The organism is Microbacterium sp. cx-55, from assembly GCF_021117345.1.
Taxonomy (GTDB): Bacteria; Actinomycetota; Actinomycetes; order Actinomycetales; family Microbacteriaceae; genus Microbacterium.
The window spans coordinates 158,931-179,421 of sequence record NZ_CP088261.1 but is presented as its reverse complement, the minus strand read 5'-3'; the positions used below and the strand labels follow the sequence as shown (position 1 = coordinate 179,421).

The window sequence follows — 20,491 nt, the reverse complement described above, 5'->3', positions numbered from 1 at the left end:
CGGTAGGCTGTGCGGGTGAGAATCCTGGTCCTCGGTTCGGGCGCGCGCGAGCACGCCATCATCCTCGCGCTCCGTGCGGAGGCGGCGCCTCACGAGCTGTTCGCCGCGCCGGGCAACGCGGGCATCGGTCGCGACGCGACACTCGTCGACCTCGATCAGAACGATCCCGGTGCGGTCACGGGCTTCGCCCACGCGAACGCGGTCGACCTGGTCATCATCGGCCCCGAAGCCCCCCTCGTCGCGGGCGTTGCGGATCGACTCCGGGCGCAAGGCATCCCGGTGTTCGGCCCCGGTCGCGCCGCCGCCCAGCTGGAGGGCTCGAAGGCCTTCGCGAAGCGCGTCATGGAAGCGGCCGGCGTGCCGACGGGCCGCGCACGCCGGGCGCGCACGCTCGACGAGGTGGCGGCTGCCCTCGACGATCTGGGCGCACCGCACGTCGTCAAGGCCGACGGTCTCGCCGCCGGCAAGGGCGTCATCGTGACCAATGACCGCGACGCTGCGCTCGCCCACGCCGCCACGTACCTGACGACGGGCCCGGTGCTCGTGGAGGAGTTCCTCGCCGGGCCCGAGGTGTCGCTCTTCTTCGTCAGCGACGGCGACACGGTGCGCCCGCTCAGCCCCGCACAGGACTTCAAGCGCCTCGCCGACGGCGACGCCGGCCCCAACACCGGCGGCATGGGCGCGTACTCGCCCCTCCCCTGGCTCGCCGACCGATTCGGCAGCGAAGAGGCATTCGTCGACCAGGTCACCCGCGAGGTCGCGGAGCCCGTCATCCGGCACCTGGATGCGGAGGGCACCCCGTTCATCGGACTGCTATACGCGGGCCTGATCCTGACCGACCGCGGCGTGAAGGTCATCGAGTTCAACGCGCGCTTCGGCGACCCCGAGACGCAGGTCGTGCTGCCGCGGCTCATCGATCCGCTGTCGCAGCTGCTGCTGGCCGCCGCATCCGGCACCCTCGAAGACGAACCCCGCCCCCGATTCACCGCGGAGACGGCCGTGACCGTGGTGCTCGCGAGCGAGGGATACCCCGCGGCGCCCCTGACGGGCCGCGTGCTCACCGGGGTGGATGCGGCATCCGCCGTGCCCGGCACGCACGTCGCGCACGCCGCGACCGCCACCGACGGCGACGCCCTGATCGCCACGGGTGGCCGCGTGCTGAGCGTCGTCGGCATCGGCGCGGACGCCGCCGACGCCCGCGACCGCGCCTACCGCGCGCTGGCGGAGATCGACCTCGACGGCGGGCAGTTCCGCACCGACATCGCCGCCCGGGCCGTCACCGGCTGACGCGCGGGGCGGCGTGAGGCGGGCCTGGGGTGCACCGTGCGCGCTACGGGGCGAGCGTCGCCTGCACCCATCCGGCATCGGCGGCGTCCGCGTTCGTGATGGCGAGCTGCACCGGTCCGGAGTAACTGAGGCCCGTAAAGGTCGCGGTCGACGGCGTGCCGCAGGCGACGGTGTCGGTAAAGAGGACGCGCTGGTCCTCATCGACCTGAGCCGTGCGGAGTTCGTACTGCATCCGGGACCCGGCGCACTCCGCCGTGATGCGGATGGTGCGTCCCGCCTCCGCCAATGCCGGGCCGGCGATGGATTGCCCGGTGGAGATCGCGGGGTCGGAACCCGGCGGGTTGAACAGCGCGACGCCGATCTGTGACGCGAGCGCAGTGTCGGGCCAGTCGAGACTCGCGGCCGCGTCTGTCGGCGCGGGCGAGGCTTCCGAGGACCCGGTCGGGGATGCGGATGCGGATGCGGTCGCGGTCGCGGTCGCGGTCGGCGCGGTCGGCGCGGCCTCCGGCGCGCACGCCGTGAGGCCGAGGCCCGCGAGGGCTACGGCACCGAAGAGCACGAAGGTGCGGGGGATCGAGTGTGCGTGAGCCATGCGGGCCACGGTACGCAGCGCCGCATCCGCTCGTCCCCCGCCTTGCGGGATCGCCACCCCTCGCCTACCGTCCCGCCTGCGATCGACCGCGAGACAGCAGTTTCGCGGCGAGACGTCGGCTCCCGACCAACGTCTCGTTGCCCGAATGCAGTCTCGCGGTCATCGCAGGGCGGGAACAGCGGGGGCGGGATCAGCGGGGCGGGATCAGCGGGTGGGGGTGCGGCGGAGGAACAGCACCGACACGACGCCGACGAGCATCACCGCCGCGGGCAGCAGGATCGACTGCGCCATCGCCGACGAGAAGGAGCCGGCGACCGCATCCGGGAGCGTTCCGCCCGCGAACTCCGACGCGCCTCCGGACGCTCCGGGCAGGTTGGCCTCGAGGCGGCTCTGCATGAGCACCGCGATCGCCGCCGACCCGAGCACCGAGCCGATCGTGCGGGTCGTGTTGTAGATGCCCGCGCCCGCGCCGGCCTGCTGCGGCGCGAGGTTGCGGGTGGCGGTCGTGGCCAGCGGCCCCCACATTCCCGCCTGCCCGATGCCGAGCAGCGCCGAGGGCAGCAGGAACATCCAGACCGGAGTATCGACGCGCAGCAGCGCCGAGTACCAGACGAGCGCTCCGGCGACCGCCAGCATGCCGGGAACGAGCAGGTATCGCGGGTCGGTGCGGTCCAGGATGCGGCCCGCGATCGGCGAGAGGATGCCCGCCGCGATCGCCATCGGCACCAGCAGCAGCGCCGACTCGGTCGGCGACAGGCCGCGCGCGAGCTGCAGGAAGAACATCAACGGCAGCGTCATCGACGTGACCGTGAAGCCCACCGTGGAGATCGCGAGACTCGACACCGAGAAGTTGCGGTCGCGGAAGAGCGACATCGGCACGAGCGGCTCGCTGCGCGTGTGGAACTGCTGCCAGATGAAGATCGCCAGCACGACGACGCCCGCGCCGATCAGCATCCAGATCGTGATCGGTCCCCAGATCTGCCCCCAGTCGTAGCGCTCGCCCTCCTGCAGGCCGAACACGATGAGGAACATCGCCGTGGCGCTCAGGACGACGCCGACCAAGTCGAAGCGATGCGGATGCGTCGCGAGCTTCGGCACGAGAATCCACGCCAGCACGAACCCGATAACGCCCACGGGCACGTTGACAAAGAAGATCCACTGCCAGCCGAGTCCGTCGACGAGGAGTCCGCCGGCCAAGGGACCGACGAGCATCGCGACGCCCGACGTCGCCCCCCACAAGCCCATCGCGGCGCCGCGATGCTGGGGCGGGAAGGTCCGCGTGATGACCGCCATGGTCTGCGGCGTCATCAGCGCGGCGCCGAGACCCTGCACGGCCCGCATCGCGATCAGCATGCCGAGCGAGCCCGACAGTCCGCATCCGATCGACGCGATCGTGAAGATCGCGAGGCCGATCAGGTAGATGTTCTTGGGACCGAAGCGGTCACCGAGCCGACCCGTGATCAGCAGCGGAACCGCGTAGGCGAGCAGGTACGCGCTCGTGACCCACACCACATTGTCGAGGTTGGCCGTGGCCGGGTCGAGCGCCGCCTTGATCGCGGGATTGGCGACCGAGACGATCGTGGTGTCGACCAGGATCATGAAGAACCCGATCACGAGAGCCCACAGGGCGGGCCACGGACTGCGTTCCGGCCGGCTGCCGGTGGAAGTCGTACCGGTGCCGGGGGCGGTGGGGGATGTCATAGCCGTGCGGCCTTTCGTTGCGAGAGATAGCGGTCGCTGCGGGATGCCGACGGGTCGGCGCCCCACGCGAGATCGGGGTTCTGCAGGCGCACCAGGAAGGCGTCGAGCCAGGCGATGTCCGCGGCGACGAGCGCCAGATGACGATCCACCTCGATGAGGTACTGCTCGGGGGTTCCGCCGCGGCGCGAGGTGTCGACCTCGTTCTGCAACCGCGCCGCGTCGGCCTCGAGCCCGTCGCGGCGTTCGGTGAGCAGCTGTGCGACCGTCGCGCGGTCGAGTTCGTGGGCCTCCGACAGCGCGACCCGGAACTCCAGGGGGCGATCGATGCGCGGCAGTTCGTGTCGCACCCACGCTTCGACCGCGGCAGAACCCGCATCCGTCAATGCGTACGTCGTTCGTTCGGGGCGATTGCCGTCACGATCCACGCCGACCTCGGTGACGAGCCCCGCCCGCTCGAGGCGCTCGACCGTGTGGTAGATCGTGCCGTTCGTGAGGGGGATGATGCGGTCATCGCGTCGGATACGCATCAGCCGGATCATCTCGTACGGATGCATGTCGTCTTCGCGCAGCAACGCGAGCAGCATGACGCTGAGCGGCGTGAGACGCGGGGTCGGGGTGGGCACGGGTACTCCTCATGAACTAGTCCAGATGGACTATAGCGCTTCTTCGCTGCGCTTTCTCGCGATAATGGGCGGGTGACCGACGCTCTCTCTCTTCCCGGCTGGCACCACGTCTATTCCGGCAAGGTGCGCGACCTGTACGTATCCGGCGACGACGCGGACGCGGGCGGTGCCGTTGCGGCGGATGACGATGCGTCGGATGCGGGGGCGTCGGATGCCGGTGCGTCGGCTGACCCCCGCGCCACCCCCGGCCGGATGCTGGTCGTCGCGAGCGACCGGGTGAGCGCGTTCGACCACGTGCTCGAGCCGGGAGTTCCCGGCAAGGGCGAGCTGCTGACCACGCTGAGCCTCTGGTGGTTCGACCGGCTCGCCGGCGCCGACGGTGGCCGCCGCATCCCGAATCACTTGGCCGCCGACCACCGGCTCAGCGCGTCCGCCGACGACGCCGCCGCGGCGTACTCGCTAATCCCGGATGCGGTCTCGGGGCGCGCGATGGTGGTGCGCAATCTGAATATGCTGCCGGTGGAATGCGTCGTACGCGGATACCTGACAGGTTCGGGCTGGGCCGAGTACCAGGAGAGCGGGACGGTGTGCGGCATCCGGCTCGTCGAGGGTCTCGGTAACGGCGGCCGTCTTCCGGAACCGATCTTCACGCCCGCGTATAAGGCTCCGATGGGCGAGCACGACGAGAACATCTCGTTTGCGCAGACCGTCGAGCTGGTCGGCGCCGAACGCGCGGCGGAGCTGCGCGACCTGTCGCTGGAGATCTACGCGCGCGCCGCGGCGACCGCGGAGAAGCGGGGTCTGATCCTCGCCGACACGAAGTTCGAGTTCGGCATCGACGCGGATGGCGTCCTGACGCTCGCCGACGAGGTGCTCACGCCGGATTCGTCGCGGTACTGGGACGCCGCCGCGTGGGCCGAGGGAACGACGCCCGAGTCGCGGATGGCGAGCTTCGACAAGCAGATCGTGCGCGACTGGCTCGCTGCAGCCTGGCCGGAGAAAGAAGGCACCCCGCCCGCGCTGCCCGACGATGTCGTCGCTCGCACGGCTGCCCGCTACGCCGAGCTGCTGCAGCGCCTCACCGCCTGACCCGGCGCCCGCCGCATCCGCCCGCGCGCCGCACCCGGGCCCGTAACCCGCATCCGCCCCACGTCCGCGAGACGGGATCTTCGCGCCGAGACAGTGGGGTAAACCCGCAGTCTCGGCGCACAGATCCCGTCTCGCGGAGAATAGGCGGGGCCCGCGGTGAGTGCGGATGCCTCGCCCGCGACGACAAAGGAGCACCATGCCCATCTGGAAACTGCACGGCAACGGCCGGACCGTCGCACCGGGCGCGGTCGTCAGACCCGACGAACGCCTGAACTGGCCGGCGACCATCGCGATCGGCGCGCAGCACGTCGTCGCGATGTTCGGCGCGACCTTCCTGGTGCCGACGATCACGGGGTTCCCCGTCTCGACGACCCTGCTGTTCTCGGGCATCGGCACGCTGCTCTTCCTGGTCATCACGAAGAACAAGCTGCCGAGCTACCTCGGATCGTCGTTCGCCTTCATCGCGCCCGTGACGGCGGCCACAGCGAGCGCCGGCATGGGTTCGGCGCTCGCCGGCATCGTGGCCGTCGGCATCCTGCTGGCACTCGTCGGCGTCATCGTGCAGGTCGCCGGTCTCGGCTGGATCGACCGTCTGATGCCCCCGGTGGTCGCCGGCGCGATCGTCGCGCTGATCGGCTTCAACCTCGCGCCCGCCGCGTGGGGCAATTTCCAGCAGGGTCCGGTCGTGGCCGGCATCACGCTCGGGTCGATCATCCTGTTCAGCGTGCTGTTCCGCGGGTTCCTCGGCCGCATCTCGATCTTCCTCGGCGTCGTGGTCGGCTACGTCACCGCCGCCGTCCTCGGCCAGCTCGACTTCAGTTCGGTCGCGGATGCGGCGTGGGTCGGCCTCCCGACGTTCGAGCTCGCGAACTTCACCGAGCCGGGTACGTGGTCGGCCATCGCGATGTTCCTGCCCGTCGTGCTGGTGCTGATCGCCGAGAACGTCGGGCACGTGCGCGGAGTCGCCACGATGACGGATGCCTCCGCCAACCGGTCGACCGGCCGGGCGCTGATCGCCGACGGCGTCTCGACGACGGTCGCGGGCATGTTCGGCGGATCGGGCACCACGACGTACGGCGAGAACATCGGCGTCATGGCCGCGACCCGCGTGTACTCGACGGCCGCGTACTGGGTCGCGGGCATCGTGGCGGTGCTGCTCAGCCTCTCACCCAAGGTCGGGGCGGTCTTCAACTCGATCCCCGCCGGCGTGCTGGGTGGGGCGACCACCGCGCTCTACGGCCTGATCGGCATCATCGGCATCAAGATCTGGGTCGACAACCGCGTCGACTTCTCGCGACCGGTGAACCAGTACACCGCCGCCGTCGCGCTCGTCATGGCAGTCGCCGGATTCACGATGAGCTGGGGCGCGTTCGAACTCGGCGCGATCGTGCTCGCCTCCGCTGCCGCGCTCGTGATCTACCACCTCGGCAACGCGATCGCCCGATGGCGGAAGACCGGCGCGGACGATGGCGGCCCCATCCCCGCCGTCGGTCCGCTCGGCGGCGACCCGACCTGACCCCTGGCGGCACCGCACCCACCGAGGCGCGGGTTTGGGGCACGATTCTTCGTTTGGGGCGCAATATTCGCGCCCCAAACGCAGGAATGTGCCCCAAACCCAGAGGGAAGGGCGCACGGGCCGGTTGGGCAGGCGGCACCCAGCCGGGCGGGCGGCACGCAGCCGCCACCCGGGCTCAGGCGGAGTCGCGGACGATCAGCTCGGTCGGCATGACCGTGGCGTGGGGAGGCTCGTGGCCCTCGAGGCGCTCGAGCAGCACCTGCGCCATCCGCTTGCCCTGACCGAACGACGGCTGGCGCATCGTGGTGAGCATCGGCGCGGCGCTGGTCGCGAGCAGCGAGTCGTCGTATCCGACGACCGCGACGTCCTCGGGCACGCGGAGCCCCGCCGACTCGAGCACGCCCAGCGCGCCGCGGGCCATCAGGTCGCTCGCGACGAACACCGCATCCGGAGTGCTCTGGGCCAGGATGCTGCGCATCGCGGCCGCTCCGCCCTGGATCGTGAAGTCGCCGTCGGCGATCACGCCCGGCTTCACGCCCGCGGCGGCGAGCGCTTGCCGATAGCCGTCGAGGCGGTCGTTGCTCGCGACCATCGTGTGGGGTCCGGTGATCGTCGCGATCGACCGATGGCCCTGGCCGAGCAGGTACTCGACGGCGTCGCGCGCACCGCGCACGTTGTCGACGTCGACGAAGTAGGTCTCGGGCGTCAGCGAGGTCGGGCGGCCGCCGAACACGACGGGCACCGACGCGGCGATGCGGTCGACGAACGTGTCGCCCTCGTGGTGCGACACGATGATCGCCCCGTCGACGGCGCCGCTGCGCACGTAGCCGATCATCTTGTCGTCGGGATCGTTGCTCGCGATGGCGAGGGTCAGCACGTAGTCGGATGCGGAGATCGTCGCGTTGATGCCCGCGATGATCGAGGCGAAGAACGGGTCCCCGAAGAAACGGTGCACGTCTTCGGGCACGATCACGGCGACCGCGAGGGTGCGGCTGCTCGCCAGCGATCGTGCCGCGCGGTTGGGCACGTAGTTCAGCGAATCGATCGCCTGCCGGACGGCGTCGAGTGCCTCCGGACTGACCGCGGTCGACCCGTTGACCACCCGCGACACGGTCGATCGTGAGACGCCCGCGACCCGAGCGACTTCCTCGATCGTCACCGATCCGGCCATGATGACTCCTTCTCCCCCGCGCCGCCGCGGCATCCGACGCCCGGAGGGGCGGATGGCGGGGGTGCGCACCACGCTCCCCCGCGGTACGGGGGAGCGTCAGCCGAGACTACAACGCGCGAGCGTCGATGATGCGGCGGTATCCGTGTGCACTGTCTTTGAGAATGCGCTCCTGCGTCTCGTAGTCGACTCGCACGATGCCGAAGCGCTTCTCGTACCCCCACGCCCATTCGTAATTGTCGAGGAACGACCAGTAGAAGTAGCCCCCGACGTCGACCCCGGCGTCGATCGCGTCGAGGATCGCCGTCAGGTGCGCGCTGAGGAAGTGCGCGCGGTGACTGTCGTGCACGTGCGTCTCGCCGTCTTCGACCACGGCCTCGTCGTCGAACGCGGCGCCGTTCTCGGTCACGAACAAGCGCGTGCCGGCGGCGTCCGAGTATTCGCTCGACACCCGCGACAGCAGGCGGGTGAGGGTGGGCGCGTCGACCTCCCAGTGCATCGAGGTGCGCGGCAGGCCACGATCGTGCCAGTAGAGGTCGTGCCACACGGGGAACGCCGACTCGCCCCGGCGGTCGGTCGGGGCGTCGCCGCCCATGGGCGGGTGCGCGGGCGGCGCGCCGCCGACGTACTCGCCGTGGTAATAGTTGACGCCCAGCGTGTCGATCGGCGTGGAGATGATCTCGAGGTCACCGGGGCGGATCGCCTGCTCGAGGGCGGCGGCCGCATCCGGAATGTGGGTCGCGAAGTCCGAGAGGATGTCGGCCGGGTACTCCCCGCGGAACACCGGGTCGAGGAACCACCGGTTGAACTGGCCATCGATGCGGCGCGCGGCGTCGACGTCGGCGGCGTTCTCCGGGTCGACCGGGTCGGCGACGGTCAGGTTCAGCGTCAGACCGAGGTTGAGGTTCTCGTCGCGCGCCCGCAGCGCCCGGATCGTCTGACCGTGGCCGAGGAGCAGGTGGTGCGCCGCGAGCACACCCTCCGTCGGCGAGTAGTGCCCCGGCGCGTGCACGCCGGCGGTGTAGCTCAGGAACGACGAGCACCACGGCTCGTTGAGGGTCGTCCACACGCCCACCCGGTCGCCGAGCGCGTCGTGCATGTCGAGCGCGTACTCCGTGAACCGGTCGGCGGTGTCGCGGTTCGTCCATCCGCCGCGCTCCTCCAGCGCCTGCGGCAGGTCCCAGTGGTACAGCGTCAGCCACGGCAGGATGTCCGCATCCAGCAGCTCGTCGACCAGGCGCTTGTAGAAGTCCACGCCCTTCGGGTTCAGCGCCCCGCCGTCCGGGCGCACGCGCGCCCACGAGGTCGAGAACCGGTAGGTCTGCAGCCCGAGGGACTTCATCAGGGCCACGTCGTCGCCGTAGCGGTGGTAATGGTCGCAGGCGACGTCGCCGTTGTCGCCGTTGATGACGGCGCCGGGGACGCGGGCGAACGCGTCCCAGATCGAGTCGGTGCGTCCGTCTTCGTGGGCGGCACCCTCGATCTGGTACGCGGCGGTCGCGGCTCCGAAGAGGAAGTCCTGGGGGAATGACCGGGGGGTACTGGTGTGCGGCATGGAACGGAGGTCCTCTCGAAGTGCGGAGATCATGGTGTCGATACCGCCCGTCACCCCTTCACAGCGCCGGCCATGATCCCGGAGATGAGCTGCTTCCCCGCGACGATGAACAGCACCAGGAGCGGGATGGTGGCCATGACGGCACCGGTGAGCACGATCGAGTAATCAATGTAGTAGCCCGACTGCAATTGGCTGAGCGCCGTCTGCAGGGTGGGGTTCGAGGGGCTCAGCACGATGAGCGGCCACAGGTAGTCGGTCCACGCCGTCATGAAGGTGAAGAGGCCGAGGATCGCCATGGCGGGCCGGGCCGCGGGCACGCCGACAGTGAGGAAGGTGCGGAACTGGCTGGCGCCGTCCACGCGTGCGGCTTCGATCAGTTCGTCGGGGATCACATCCACCAGGTACTGCCGCATGAAGAAGACACCGAACGCCGTCACGAGCGTCGGGACGATCACAGCCCCGATGGTGCCGGTCCAGCCGAGCTGGCGCATCACCATGAAGAGCGGGATGATGCCGAGCTGGGTCGGGATGGCCATCGTCGCGATGACGAACAGCATCAGGCCGTCGCGGCCGCGGAACCGGAGCTTCGCGAACGCGTAGCCCGCGATCGTGGCGAACGAGACGACCGACACCGTGATGATGGCCGAGATCACGACGGAGTTGCCGAGCGCCAGCCAGAACGGGATGGCGTCGAGCACCTTCGCGGCGTTCGCGAGGAAGTTGCCGCCGGGGATGAGCGGAACGGTCTCGCTGCGGGTCGCGTTGGTGCCGCTGCCGATGACGAACGACCACCAGAGCGGGTAGACACTGCCGATGATGAACGCGGCGAGCAGCCCGTAGGTGAGAAATCCCGGACGGCTGCCGATGCCGGCGCTGCCGGTCTCTCGGGGCCGTCGCCGTCGCGGCGACCGCGGCGGATCGGGTTCGACGGTGTCGACCTGCTGGGCGGGAAGGGGTTCGGGGATGCTGATGCTCATGCGTCGCCTCCGCGGGTTCGGGCGCGGCGCGCTTTCGCGGCGCGCCGGGAGTCGGTTGTCGAGATGCGGCGCGCGATCAGGAAGTTCACGAGACCGAACCCGACGATGAGGAGGAACAGGAGCCAGGCCACGGCGGATGCTTCACCGAAGTTCCGACGGAAGAACGCGAGCTCCCACATGAACAGCACGGTCGTTTGGAACTGCCGATCGCTGCCGCCGATGCCGCCGGCGGTCGAGACGTCGAACAACCGTGGTTCGGCGAAGATCTGCAGTCCACCGATCGTGGCCGTGATGATCACGAAGATCAGCGTGGGCCGGATGGTGGGGATCGTGATGCTGAAGAAACGGCGGACCGGGCCGGCGCCGTCGATGGCGGCGGATTCGTACAGGTCGCGCGGCACCGCCTGCATCGCGGCGAGCAGGATCAGCGCGTTGTAGCCCGTCCAGCGGAAGTTCACCATCGTGGCGATCGCCAGGTGGCTGAGGAAGCGGTCCTGTTTCCAGGCCTGATCGGCGATGCCGAAGACGTTCAGGATGTTGTTGACCAGCCCGTCGGCGTCGCTGAAGATGCTGGAGAAGATCAGGGCGGTCGCCACGGGGGTGACGACGAACGGCACCAGCACGCTCATCCGCCAGAAGGTGGGGGCGCGCAGTCCGCGGTCGAGGAGGTACGCCACGACGAGGGCGACCGCCAGCTGCGGCACCGAGGACAGCAGGAAGATGCTGATCGTGTTCGACACCGAGTTCCAGAACATCCCGTCGCCGAGGATCTCGACGAAGTTGCCGAAGCCGACGAACTCGCCCTGACCCTTCAAGAGATCCCACTCGTAGAGCGAGACGACGAGCGTGTAGACGAGGGGGAAGAGCCCCACGAGTCCGAAGAGCAGGAAGAACGGCGCGACGTAGAGATACGGGGCACCTCGGTAGTCGGCGCGCGACAGGCGCGTGCGCCAGGCGGGGCGTTCGGGGGTTGCGGGTCGGCGTGCGGACGGAGCGGCGGATGACGCATCCACCGACGGCAATGTCGCGGTCATGTGAGTCCTCTCACTGAGCGGCGGTCGGGGCCTGCCATTTCGCGCAGACCCCGACCGTCGCAACGGATCAGCCGACCAGTTCTCCGAGGAGGTCCTGGGCCTTCTGCCACGCGGCCTGCGTGTCGGCCTCGCCGAGGTCGAGGGACTTCAGCGCGGGACCGAAGACGTTCTCCTGGATGACCGAGTCATCCGGGCCCTTGAACTGGGCGACGACGCCCTTGGCGCGCTCGGCCAGGATCGCGCCGGTCGGGGCTCCGCTGAAGAACTCGTTCGGCGTTGCCTCCGCGGCCAGGGTCTCCTGCGCTTCGACGGTGCTGGGGAAGTTGTTCGCCGCGGCGGACTGCTTGACCTGCTGCTCCGGCTGCGTCAGCCAGTCGGCGAGCTTCGCTGCGGCTTCCTTGTGCTCCGAGCTCTCCGACACGGCGAGGAATGCGCCGCCCCAGTTCGCCGGGCCACCGGGGAAGACGTCGGCGAAGTCCCAGCCGTTGTCGGCGGTGCCGCCCGCGCCTTCGATCGCGCCCTGCATGGTGCCGAGCATCCATCCGGGGCAGACGAACGTGGCGAAGGTGCCGTCGAGGAACGACTCGCCCTTGTTCCAGTCCCATGCGGCCTGCGCCGCAGACAGTCCGTCTTCGGTGGCCGCTCCGAGAAGCTCGAAGCGCTCCTTGAGTTCGGGGTTGTCGGCGACGTTCAGCTCGCCGTCCTTGGTGTAGTAGCCCTCCTCGAGCTGGTTCACCATCGCGTTCCACACGAACCCGGAGTGGTCGTAGAAGGCCTTGCCGGTGGCCTCGTGGTACTCGCGGCCGATGTCGAAGTAGTTCTCCCAGTCGCCGTCGAACAGCGCCGCGACCTCTGCGCGGTCGGTCGGGAGTCCGGCCGCCTCGAACGCGGGCTTGTTGTAGCAGAGCCCCTCCGGGCCGATGTCGGTGCCGTAGCCGATGACCCGGCCCTGTGCGTCGGTGCCCTGGTCGTACTTCCACGGGACCCAGTCGTCCTTGCGGTCTTCGATCCCGTAGTCCTTCAGGTCGACGAACTGGTCGGAGACCTCCATGATGGCGCCGAGCCATCCCTCTTCGAGGGCGACCACATCGGAGAGGCCGGACCCCGCGGCGATCTTCGTGAAGGCGTCGGTGCGGGCGTTGCCGCCGGTGTCGATGTTGGTCGCCTCGATCGTGACGCCGGGGTTCGCCTCTTCGTACTCGGTGTAGAGGTCTTCGTATCCGAAGGTGCCGAAGGTCGTCACGGTCAACGTGACGTCGCCATCCGATCCGTCAGCGGTGTCGCCGCCTCCGCCGGAGCATCCGGCGAGGACGAGAGCGGTGGTGGAAGCGGCGGTTGCCACGATGGCAACGCGTCGCAGGGCGCGTGAAAGCACAGGTCACTCCTTTGTGGTGTGGGATTCGTGACCCGGATGCGGTGTCGCCTCGCGACTTGTGAGAGCGCTCCCAATCCGGGTTCACGCCAACCTATGGGACCGCTCTCACGAGGTCAAGGATTTCCTATGAATGCGCGACGTAACGGTTCGGTCACGCTCCGCGGCCGAGCCTCAGCTCACGTACCGTTGCTCACGCCTGAGACGTTCGCCGAGTCCGTCCCGGTCAGTTGATGATCTCGCCGCGCTCGTGCGGCGGACGGTCCACGATCCGACTGCGCCACTGTTGCCGCGCCTCGGGAGTCAACGGCGTCCAGTCGGTGACCTCCCCGACGACACGGAGCGGCGCGACGCTGCGGTAGGAACGGGTGGGGTTGCCCGGGAACTTCTTGTCGGTGACATTGGGGTCGTCTTCGAAGGCGCCGGTGGGCTCCACGAGATAGACGCGCGGGGCACGGGCGTCGCGGGCAAGATCGGAGGCGAGCTCGGCCGAGAGTCCGGCTCCATCCCGAAGCGCGGTGACGCCCACAGCCCAGAAGACGGAGCATCCCGCGGTGCGGGTGATCGAGGATGCGCCGGATTCGGGCTCGAAGCGCCACGACGCGGCGACGGCGGGCGCGGCCGGTAGCATGGGAACGCCCGCCCGACCGCGCACCCACGGAGCGTTTCATGCCCACGATCGTCGTCGACGTCATGCCCAAGGCCGAACTTCTGGACCCGCAGGGGAAGGCCGTCTCGGGCGCACTCGCGCGCATGGGAACCGACGCCTTCTCGCAGGTGAGGATCGGCAAGCGCTTCGAACTGACCGTCGACGGAGAGGTCGATGAGAGCGTGCTCGCCGAGGCCCGCCGGATCGCCGACGAAGTGCTCTCGAACTCCGTGATCGAAGACGTCGTGGGTATCGAGGTGGTCGAGTGACCGCCCGCATCGGCGTCATCACCTTCCCCGGTTCCCTCGACGACCGCGACGCGCAGCGCGCCATCCGCATCGCCGGTGCCGAGCCGGTCGCGCTCTGGCACGGTTCGCACGACCTCGAGGGCGTCGACGCCCTCGTGCTCCCCGGCGGCTTCAGCTACGGCGACTACCTGCGCGCCGGCGCGATCGCGGCACTCGCGCCGATCATGGCGGAGGTCAAGGACGCCGCCGCGAAGGGGATGCCGGTTCTCGGCATCTGCAACGGGTTCCAGATGCTCGTCGAAGCGCACCTGCTCCCCGGGGGCCTCATCCGCAACGTGCACCAGCAGTTCATCCGGCGTGACCAGCGCCTGCGCGTCGAGAACGCCGACACGGCCTGGACGAGCGACTTCGCCACCGGCCAGGAGATCGTCATCCCGCTGAAGAACGCGGACGGCGGATACATCGCGGATGCCGAGACGCTCGCCCGCGTCGAGGGAGAGGGCCTCGTCGCGCTCCGCTACCTCGGCGTGAACCCGAACGGCTCGCTCGATGACATCGCGGGAATCACGAATGCCGGCGGAAACGTGCTCGGGCTGATGCCGCATCCGGAGCACGCGGTCGAGGAGGGCTTCGGTCCCGACACGAGCCTCGCCATGCGCTCGGGCATCGACGGTCTCGGGTTCTTCCGCTCGGCGATCGCCGCCGTGGTGCACGCCGCGGCCTGAGCCGGGTTTGGCGCGTCGGTCCGTTCACGTTTCCGACCAGGCGGTTCTAGGACCCTGCAGTTCTACAACGCCGCGCGCAGAATGCGGCCGTCCTCGATCCGGACGGTGTCGTGCGCGCGCGCACGGAGCGCCGCGTCGTGGCTGACGCAGACGACCGTCGCGCCGCGGGCGAGCTCCGCATCCATCGCCCGTTCGATGCGGGTGGCGCTCTCGTCGTCGAGACCCGTCGTCGGCTCGTCGAGCAGAACGAGGTCGGCGCGGCGGGCGAGGGCCTGCGCGAGAAGCGCACGCTGACGTTGCCCGCCCGAGAGCGCGGCGAACGGAGTCCTCCGCAGCGCGGCGAGATCGAGCGCACCGAGCGCCCGCTCGATCGCCGTCCGACGAGCGGACCGGGATAGGGCGCGGGGCGCGGCGCGGCCCCGTCGCCCCCACGTCCCCATCGCGGCGACCTCTCCGACCGTGAGCGGCAGCGTGTCGGGAATCGCCGTGCGCTGCGGCACGAACGCGGCGACACCCGCGCGATCGACCGTGCCCGCCGTCGGCCTTCGAACGCCCGCGAGGGTCTCGAGCAGCGTTGTCTTGCCGGCCCCGTTCGGTCCGGAGATCATGGTGAGCACCCCGCGACGCACGCGAAGATCGAGCGGATGCAGCACCCTGACGCCCCCGATCGTCACGGTGACGCCGTCCAATCGGGCGGCGCACATGAGGTCGTCGACGAGCAGCATGATCCGAGCCTAACCGATTTGAGAACCATTCTCATTAACGTTACGGTCGACTCCCATGCCCCCCTTGCTCGCCCCGCTCGAGGTCGATTTCATGCAGCGCGCCCTCGTCGGCGGCTCGCTCGTCGCGGTGCTGTGCGGCGTCGTCGGCACCTGGGTCGTCATCCGGGGCATGGCGTTCCTCGGCGAGGCCCTCGCCCACGGCATGCTGCCCGGCGTCGCCCTCGCGACGGTCTGGGGGCTCCCGGTACTCGTCGGCGCGGCGCTCAGCGCGGTCGCCATGAGCGCGGGGATCGGCGCACTGCAGCGCCGTGGGCGTCTCTCGTACGACACCAGCATCGGACTGCTCTTCGTGGCGATGCTGGCGCTCGGGGTCATCGTGATCTCGCATTCGGGCAGTTTCGCCACCGACGCGACCGCCATCCTGTTCGGCGACATCCTCGCCATCACCTGGGCTGACGTCGCCCTCCTCGCCGCCGCGGCGGCCGTCGGCACCGGGGTCGCCGCGCTCGCGCACCGGGCGCTCGTCGCCGCGGCGTTCGATGTGCGGGTCGCCCACGTGCTCGGGCTCCGACCAGCGATCGCCAACGGTGCGCTGGTCGGCCTCGTCACCCTCGCCGTCGTCGCGTCCTACCAGGCGGTCGGTTCGCTTCTCGTCGTGGGCCTGCTGCTGGCCCCGGCCGTCGCGGCGCGGCAGTGGACCCACCGCATCCTGCCCACGATGCTGCTCGCCGCCGTTCTCGGCATCGCCGCCGTCGCGACCGGCCTCGCACTGTCGTGGCACGCCGGCACCGCCGCGGGCGCCGGGGTCGCCGCCGTCGCCATCGCCTTCGCCGCCCTGTCGTGCACGATCCGCGGCGCAGCGCGGCACCTGCACTCCCGCCCCGCTCTCGAAAGGACCCCGTGCGTCCGCATCCGATCCTGATCCCGACGATCGCCGCCGCGCTCCTCGCTCTCACGGCCTGCGCCGGACCGGCGAGCGCCCCCGACGCGCCCACCGACGGCACCGACACCCACGGCGCTGTCAGCGGGGCGGCCGAGATGAGCGAACCGCAGCTGCACCTGATGACCGTCGACCCGACCGGCGCGGTCGCCCACCTCGACCTGCTGACGGAAGAATCCACCGACATCGGCGGGATCGGTTCGGTCACGACGACCGCCAGCGACGGGCGCTACCTCTTCGCCGCGGGCGACGGTGTGCGCATCGTCGACAGCGGCGTGTGGACCTGGGATCACGTCGACCACTTCCACTACTACCGCGCAGAACCGCGGATTCTCGGCACCGTCCCGGATGCGGGCGCCGTCGCGGTGGCGACCACGAACTCGTCGACGACCGGGGGAATCGGGCTGTTCTTCGCCGAGACCGGCGCCGCCGTGCTCCTCGACACGGCCTCGCTGTCGAAGGGCGAGATCGTCGAGTCGTTCCGGCTGAACACGACTCCGCACGCGGGTTACGTCGTGCCCGTCGGATCGTTCGCGCTCGTGACCGACGGAGCCGGTGCGGTGACCGTGCACGAGTCGACCGGCGACACGGTTGCCGAATCGACCGTGCCGTGCGTCGACCCGCGCGGCACGATCACGACGCGGGTCGGCGCCGTTCTCGGATGCCGAGACGGCGCGCTGCTCGCGACGGTCACGGCCGACACCGTCCGCATCGAGCGCATCCCGTACCCCGAGGGAGTGGGTCCCGTCACGGGCTTCGCGAACCGGGAGGGTCGCCCGACCGTCGCGGGACTCGACGCCGCCGGACGCATTCTGCTGCTCGACACCCGGGAACGCTCGTGGCGAGTGCTGCCGTCACCGGCTCCGCTCCTGACCGTCACCGCGGTGGATGACGCAGCCGAGCACGTTCTCGGGCTGGGCGCCGACGGACGCGTGCTCGTCATCGATGGGGCGTCCGGCGCTCTCCTCGCCGCCACCGAACCGCTCGTCGCCGACACGATCGCCGCGGGTTCGGCATCCGGTGTGCGTCTCATCGCCGACGACCATCGCGCCTACCTGAACGCCCCCGTCGAACGGCTGCTGTACGAGATCGACTACGCCGACGCCGCGCGAATCGCGCGCACGTTCGTGACCCCGACCGCCCCCGTCCACCTCGTGGAGACCGGACGATGAGCACGACCCGATTGCTGCGGAGTGTGGGCGCCCTGGCGGCCCTCGCCGTGATCGCTCTCACCGGATGCGCGGCCGGGTCCGCATCCGACGATCGCCCCCTCATCGTCGTCTCGACCAACATCATGGGCGACGTCGTGGCGGAGCTCGTCGGCGATGACGCGCAGGTCGTCACGCTCATGAAGCCGAACGCCGATCCGCACTCGTTCGAGATCTCCGCACAGGAGGCGGCGCGGCTGCAGAGCGCGGATCTGGTCGTGTCGAACGGCCTCGGGCTTGAGGAGGGGTTGCAGCAGCACCTCGATGGCGCGGCCGCATCCGGTGTCGAGTCATTCATCGCCGGCGACGCGATCGAGGTGCTCCCGTACGCGTCGGGAGATGCGGCGGGCACCCCCGACCCGCACTTCTGGACCGACCCGGCACGCATGATCGCCGTCGTCGACGCGCTCGAACCGCGCCTCATCGCGATCGACGGGATGGATGCGGATGCGGTCGCCGCCGCCGTCGCGACCTACCGCGCTGAGCTCACCGCACTGGACGCGGAGATGACCACGGCGTTCGCCGGGATCCCCCCGGAACGGCGGGCGCTCGTGACGAACCATCACGTGTTCGGCTACCTCGCCGATCGGTTCGGGTTCCGGATCGTCGGCACGGTGATCCCCGGCGGCAGGACGCTCGCGGCGCCGAGTGCGTCCGACCTCGCCGATCTCGTGTCGGCCGTGGAAGACGCGGGCGTCACGACCGTGTTCGCCGAATCCTCGTCGCCCGACCGCCTCGTCCGCGCTCTCGCGGAGGAGGCCGATGTGCACATCTCCGTCGTCGAGCTCTTCACCGAGTCACTGACCGACGCCGACGGCGGTGCACCCGACTACCTGACCATGATGCGCGTCAACACCGAGCGCATCGCCACCGGGCTCTCCCCCTGAGCCCGGCCACCGGCCCACCGGGTCGGTGCCACCCCGAGAGAGAGAAGCACACCCTCCATGCATCGCACCCCCCTGGCCCGCGCGGGCCTGATCGCGCTGAGCCTCACGGCCGTCGCGGCACTCGCCGCGTGCTCCCCCGCATCCGGCACCTCCACCGACAGCGCATCGGCGGATGCGTCGGCCGGCGTCGAACGTCTCGCGATCAGCTACGCCGGCGGCATCCTCGTGCTCGACGGTGCGAGCCTCGACACCGTCGCCGATCTGCCGTCCGAGGAGTTCACCCGGCTGAGCGCCGCCGGCGACGGCAGTCACGTTCTCGTGACGATGAGCGAGGGGTTCCAGGTGCTCGATACGGGCGCGGCGGCCGCATCCGCCCCGTCGTTCACCGATCAGATCTTCGCCGCCGAGGCGCCCGGACACGTCGTGCGTCACGGCGGCAAGACGCTCATGTACGCCGACGGCACGAGCGACACGACGATCGTCGACACGTCCGATTTCGCGAACGCCGACGACGTGCTGCCGCCGAGCACCACGGTGCCGGGCGTCGAGGCGCACCACGGCGTCTCGGTCATGCTCGAGGACGGCACCTTTCTGACGACCGTCGGAAACGCCGACGGTCGCACCGGGATCTCCGTCACGGGCGCGGACGGCAGGGTCCTCGCGACCAGCGCCGACTGCCCCGGCGTGCACGGCGAGGGCACGGCCGCCAACGAAGCCGTCGTGTTCGGCTGCGAGAACGGCGCACTGATCTACCGGGACGGCGAGATCACGAAGCTCGCGTCACCCGATCAGCCTTACGGACGCATGGGCAACGCGTACGTCAGCGAGACGAGCCCGCTCGTCGTCGGCGACTACAAGGACGACCCGGATGCGGAGGGCTACCTGCTCTCTCGCGTCACGCTGATCGACACGGAAGCGAAGACCCTCGACGTCGTGCCGCTGCCGGAGGGCGTCGAATACACCTTCCGCGATATCGCCCGCGGCCCGGGCGACCTCGCTTACGTCCTCGGCACCGACGGGGCGATCCACGTGCTCGACCCGGCCACCGGCGACCTGACCGCAGAGTACCCGGTGATCGGCGCCTGGGAGGGTCCGGTCGAATGGCAGGATCCGCATCCGGCCATCGTCGTGTCGGGCGACATCGCCTACGTCACCGAGCCCGCCGCGAACGCGGTGCACGCCGTGAACCTCACGACCGGCGAGATCGTCGCGACGACCACGCTCGACGTGCAGCCGAACGAGGTCGCCGTCGCCGCCGGCTGAGCCCGCGTTCCGCCGCCCGCGTCTCGTCTCCGCCTCGGCGGGGCGAGGCGCGGGCGGCGGGGATGGGTTGCGGGCGGCGATAATTGTGGAACATCCTGGGCGGGTGAACATCGCCCCGGATGATGAGTTGGCGATGCTGCGCGAGCGCGCGTATGGACCCCACCCGGACATCGCCGACGACCCGGCCGCGCGGACGCGCCTGCAAGAATTGGAGGCCACACGGCGCGCGCGCCGGAGGTCGGCAGCAGGTGACTCGGCAGTGGTCGCCCCGGACGCGGGCGAGCCGACGACGAGTCAGGGTCACGCGCCGGGTGCGACAGCGGAACCACATCCAGTTTACTCGGGACGCCCCGATGAGGACGCGAGCGCGGATGCGTTGACGCGCGCGACCGCCGGCAGCGCCGCATCCGTCGCGGTCTTACCCGCTTCTCGTCGACGCCCCCGTGCGATCGCGACCTGGATCGTCTCGCTGCTGATCGCGGGCGTCGCTGGGGCGGCGATCAGCGTTGCCGCCCTCCAGTACGACCCCACCGTGGTGGCGACCCTGTCTGAAGCGAGCGAACTGGGAGTTCCGCCGGACCTCGACGATTTCGACGGCGAAGTGACGCGATTCGAGGACTACCTCGGCGTCACGGTGGTCACCAGTCACGCACCTGGCACCGGCGACACGCCTACGGGCAACTGCGTCATGGTCAAGATCGACAACTTCTTTCAGGGCGGATGCACGGCCGACGACTTCGAGGCGTTCGCGGAGATCACGATCGGCGAAGGGAGCGGGGTGAGGTGGGCGCGGCTGCGCGAACGTCACGGCGACAACGCGGTCCTCCGTTTTACCCACACAGGGGGTCAGGTCGTCGTTCGCGCCAGCGATCCCGGTGAGACGATTACCGAACCGCAATCGGCACCGCGATTCGCCTCGCGGGGTTAGCGTC

20 protein-coding genes are annotated in these 20,491 nt (G+C 70.0%); 10 read left to right on the top strand and 10 right to left on the bottom strand.

Going from position 1 to position 20,491, the window contains the following annotated elements; translation table 11 throughout:
- The first annotated feature begins 15 nt into the window (after window positions 1-15).
- Entirely contained in the window at window positions 16-1,287 is a 1,272-nt protein-coding gene (gene purD, locus LQ938_RS00840) for a phosphoribosylamine--glycine ligase (RefSeq protein ID WP_223722173.1), read from the top strand.
- Window positions 1,288-1,330: 43 nt separating this feature from the next.
- Here the strand turns inward: purD and LQ938_RS00835 are convergent, their stop codons facing one another.
- The 3 genes from LQ938_RS00835 to LQ938_RS00825 form a co-directional block, all read right to left on the bottom strand.
- Window positions 1,331-1,879, bottom strand: a complete 549-nt coding sequence (locus tag LQ938_RS00835) for a hypothetical protein (RefSeq protein ID WP_223722172.1) — start codon at window positions 1,877-1,879, stop codon at window positions 1,331-1,333.
- Window positions 1,880-2,083: 204 nt separating this feature from the next.
- On the bottom strand, window positions 2,084-3,580 hold the full coding sequence (locus tag LQ938_RS00830) for a DHA2 family efflux MFS transporter permease subunit (RefSeq protein WP_223722171.1): 1,497 nt from the start codon (window positions 3,578-3,580) through the stop codon (window positions 2,084-2,086).
- Window positions 3,577-4,203, bottom strand: a complete 627-nt coding sequence (locus tag LQ938_RS00825) for a PadR family transcriptional regulator (RefSeq protein WP_308116158.1) — start codon at window positions 4,201-4,203, stop codon at window positions 3,577-3,579. The genes LQ938_RS00830 and LQ938_RS00825 overlap by 4 nt, the downstream gene beginning before the upstream one ends.
- A 72-nt stretch (window positions 4,204-4,275) precedes the next feature.
- Here LQ938_RS00825 and LQ938_RS00820 point away from each other — a divergent pair, with 72 nt between their 5' ends.
- Together LQ938_RS00820 and LQ938_RS00815 are read left to right on the top strand one after the other, a co-directional pair.
- Entirely contained in the window at window positions 4,276-5,292 is a 1,017-nt protein-coding gene (locus LQ938_RS00820) for a phosphoribosylaminoimidazolesuccinocarboxamide synthase (RefSeq protein WP_223722170.1), read from the top strand.
- A gap of 196 nt (window positions 5,293-5,488) precedes the next feature.
- The gene (locus LQ938_RS00815) at window positions 5,489-6,808 is read left to right on the top strand and encodes a uracil-xanthine permease family protein (RefSeq protein ID WP_223722169.1); all 1,320 of its coding nucleotides are present in this window, start codon (window positions 5,489-5,491) and stop codon (window positions 6,806-6,808) included.
- A gap of 175 nt (window positions 6,809-6,983) precedes the next feature.
- On the opposite strand, the gene LQ938_RS00810 is transcribed toward LQ938_RS00815, so the two are convergent.
- The 6 genes from LQ938_RS00810 to LQ938_RS00785 all read right to left on the bottom strand — a co-directional run bounded on the left by LQ938_RS00810 (window position 6,984) and on the right by LQ938_RS00785 (window position 13,569).
- Window positions 6,984-7,979, bottom strand: coding sequence for a LacI family DNA-binding transcriptional regulator (locus tag LQ938_RS00810; protein ID WP_223722168.1), 996 nt, complete (start codon window positions 7,977-7,979; stop codon window positions 6,984-6,986).
- Window positions 7,980-8,085: 106 nt separating this feature from the next.
- Window positions 8,086-9,531, bottom strand: coding sequence for a GH1 family beta-glucosidase (locus LQ938_RS00805; protein ID WP_223722167.1), 1,446 nt, complete (start codon window positions 9,529-9,531; stop codon window positions 8,086-8,088).
- Between the two features lie 50 nt (window positions 9,532-9,581).
- Window positions 9,582-10,508 carry a carbohydrate ABC transporter permease gene (locus tag LQ938_RS00800; protein ID WP_223722166.1) on the bottom strand — a complete coding sequence of 309 codons (927 nt, stop codon included), beginning with the start codon at window positions 10,506-10,508 and terminating at the stop codon, window positions 9,582-9,584.
- Window positions 10,505-11,542: a carbohydrate ABC transporter permease gene (locus tag LQ938_RS00795; RefSeq protein ID WP_223722165.1), complete on the bottom strand. Its 1,038-nt coding sequence runs from the start codon at window positions 11,540-11,542 to the stop codon at window positions 10,505-10,507. Before LQ938_RS00795 ends, LQ938_RS00800 begins: the two co-directional genes overlap by 4 nt.
- A 67-nt stretch (window positions 11,543-11,609) precedes the next feature.
- The gene (locus tag LQ938_RS00790; RefSeq protein ID WP_223722164.1) at window positions 11,610-12,917 is read right to left on the bottom strand and encodes an ABC transporter substrate-binding protein; all 1,308 of its coding nucleotides are present in this window, start codon (window positions 12,915-12,917) and stop codon (window positions 11,610-11,612) included.
- Between the two features lie 223 nt (window positions 12,918-13,140).
- Complete coding sequence (locus LQ938_RS00785) at window positions 13,141-13,569, bottom strand: NAD(+)--rifampin ADP-ribosyltransferase (RefSeq protein ID WP_223722163.1); 429 nt, start codon at window positions 13,567-13,569, stop codon at window positions 13,141-13,143.
- A gap of 14 nt (window positions 13,570-13,583) precedes the next feature.
- On the opposite strand from LQ938_RS00785, the gene purS reads away from it, so the two are divergent.
- Window positions 13,584-13,832: a phosphoribosylformylglycinamidine synthase subunit PurS gene (gene purS, locus LQ938_RS00780; RefSeq protein ID WP_223722162.1), complete on the top strand. Its 249-nt coding sequence runs from the start codon at window positions 13,584-13,586 to the stop codon at window positions 13,830-13,832.
- Complete coding sequence (gene purQ, locus LQ938_RS00775; RefSeq protein WP_223722161.1) at window positions 13,829-14,536, top strand: phosphoribosylformylglycinamidine synthase subunit PurQ; 708 nt, start codon at window positions 13,829-13,831, stop codon at window positions 14,534-14,536. Before purS ends, purQ begins: the two co-directional genes overlap by 4 nt.
- Before the next feature lie 62 nt (window positions 14,537-14,598).
- Here the strand turns inward: purQ and LQ938_RS00770 are convergent, their stop codons facing one another.
- Window positions 14,599-15,261 carry a metal ABC transporter ATP-binding protein gene (locus LQ938_RS00770; protein WP_223722160.1) on the bottom strand — a complete coding sequence of 221 codons (663 nt, stop codon included), beginning with the start codon at window positions 15,259-15,261 and terminating at the stop codon, window positions 14,599-14,601.
- 55 nt (window positions 15,262-15,316) lie between these two features.
- Here LQ938_RS00770 and aztB point away from each other — a divergent pair, with 55 nt between their 5' ends.
- The 5 genes from aztB to LQ938_RS00745 all read left to right on the top strand — a co-directional run bounded on the left by aztB (window position 15,317) and on the right by LQ938_RS00745 (window position 20,487).
- Window positions 15,317-16,183 (top strand): zinc ABC transporter permease AztB, encoded by an 867-nt coding sequence (gene aztB, locus LQ938_RS00765; protein ID WP_223722159.1) that lies wholly within the window; start codon window positions 15,317-15,319, stop codon window positions 16,181-16,183.
- On the top strand, window positions 16,162-17,373 hold the full coding sequence (locus tag LQ938_RS00760) for an ABC transporter (RefSeq protein ID WP_223722158.1): 1,212 nt from the start codon (window positions 16,162-16,164) through the stop codon (window positions 17,371-17,373). Before aztB ends, LQ938_RS00760 begins: the two co-directional genes overlap by 22 nt.
- The gene (gene aztC / locus LQ938_RS00755) at window positions 17,370-18,296 is read left to right on the top strand and encodes a zinc ABC transporter substrate-binding protein AztC (RefSeq protein WP_223722157.1); all 927 of its coding nucleotides are present in this window, start codon (window positions 17,370-17,372) and stop codon (window positions 18,294-18,296) included. Before LQ938_RS00760 ends, aztC begins: the two co-directional genes overlap by 4 nt.
- Window positions 18,297-18,353: 57 nt before the next feature.
- Window positions 18,354-19,559, top strand: coding sequence for a zinc metallochaperone AztD (aztD, locus tag LQ938_RS00750; protein ID WP_223722156.1), 1,206 nt, complete (start codon window positions 18,354-18,356; stop codon window positions 19,557-19,559).
- A gap of 376 nt (window positions 19,560-19,935) precedes the next feature.
- Window positions 19,936-20,487: a hypothetical protein gene (locus LQ938_RS00745; RefSeq protein WP_223722155.1), complete on the top strand. Its 552-nt coding sequence runs from the start codon at window positions 19,936-19,938 to the stop codon at window positions 20,485-20,487.
- Window positions 20,488-20,491: the final 4 nt, after the last annotated feature.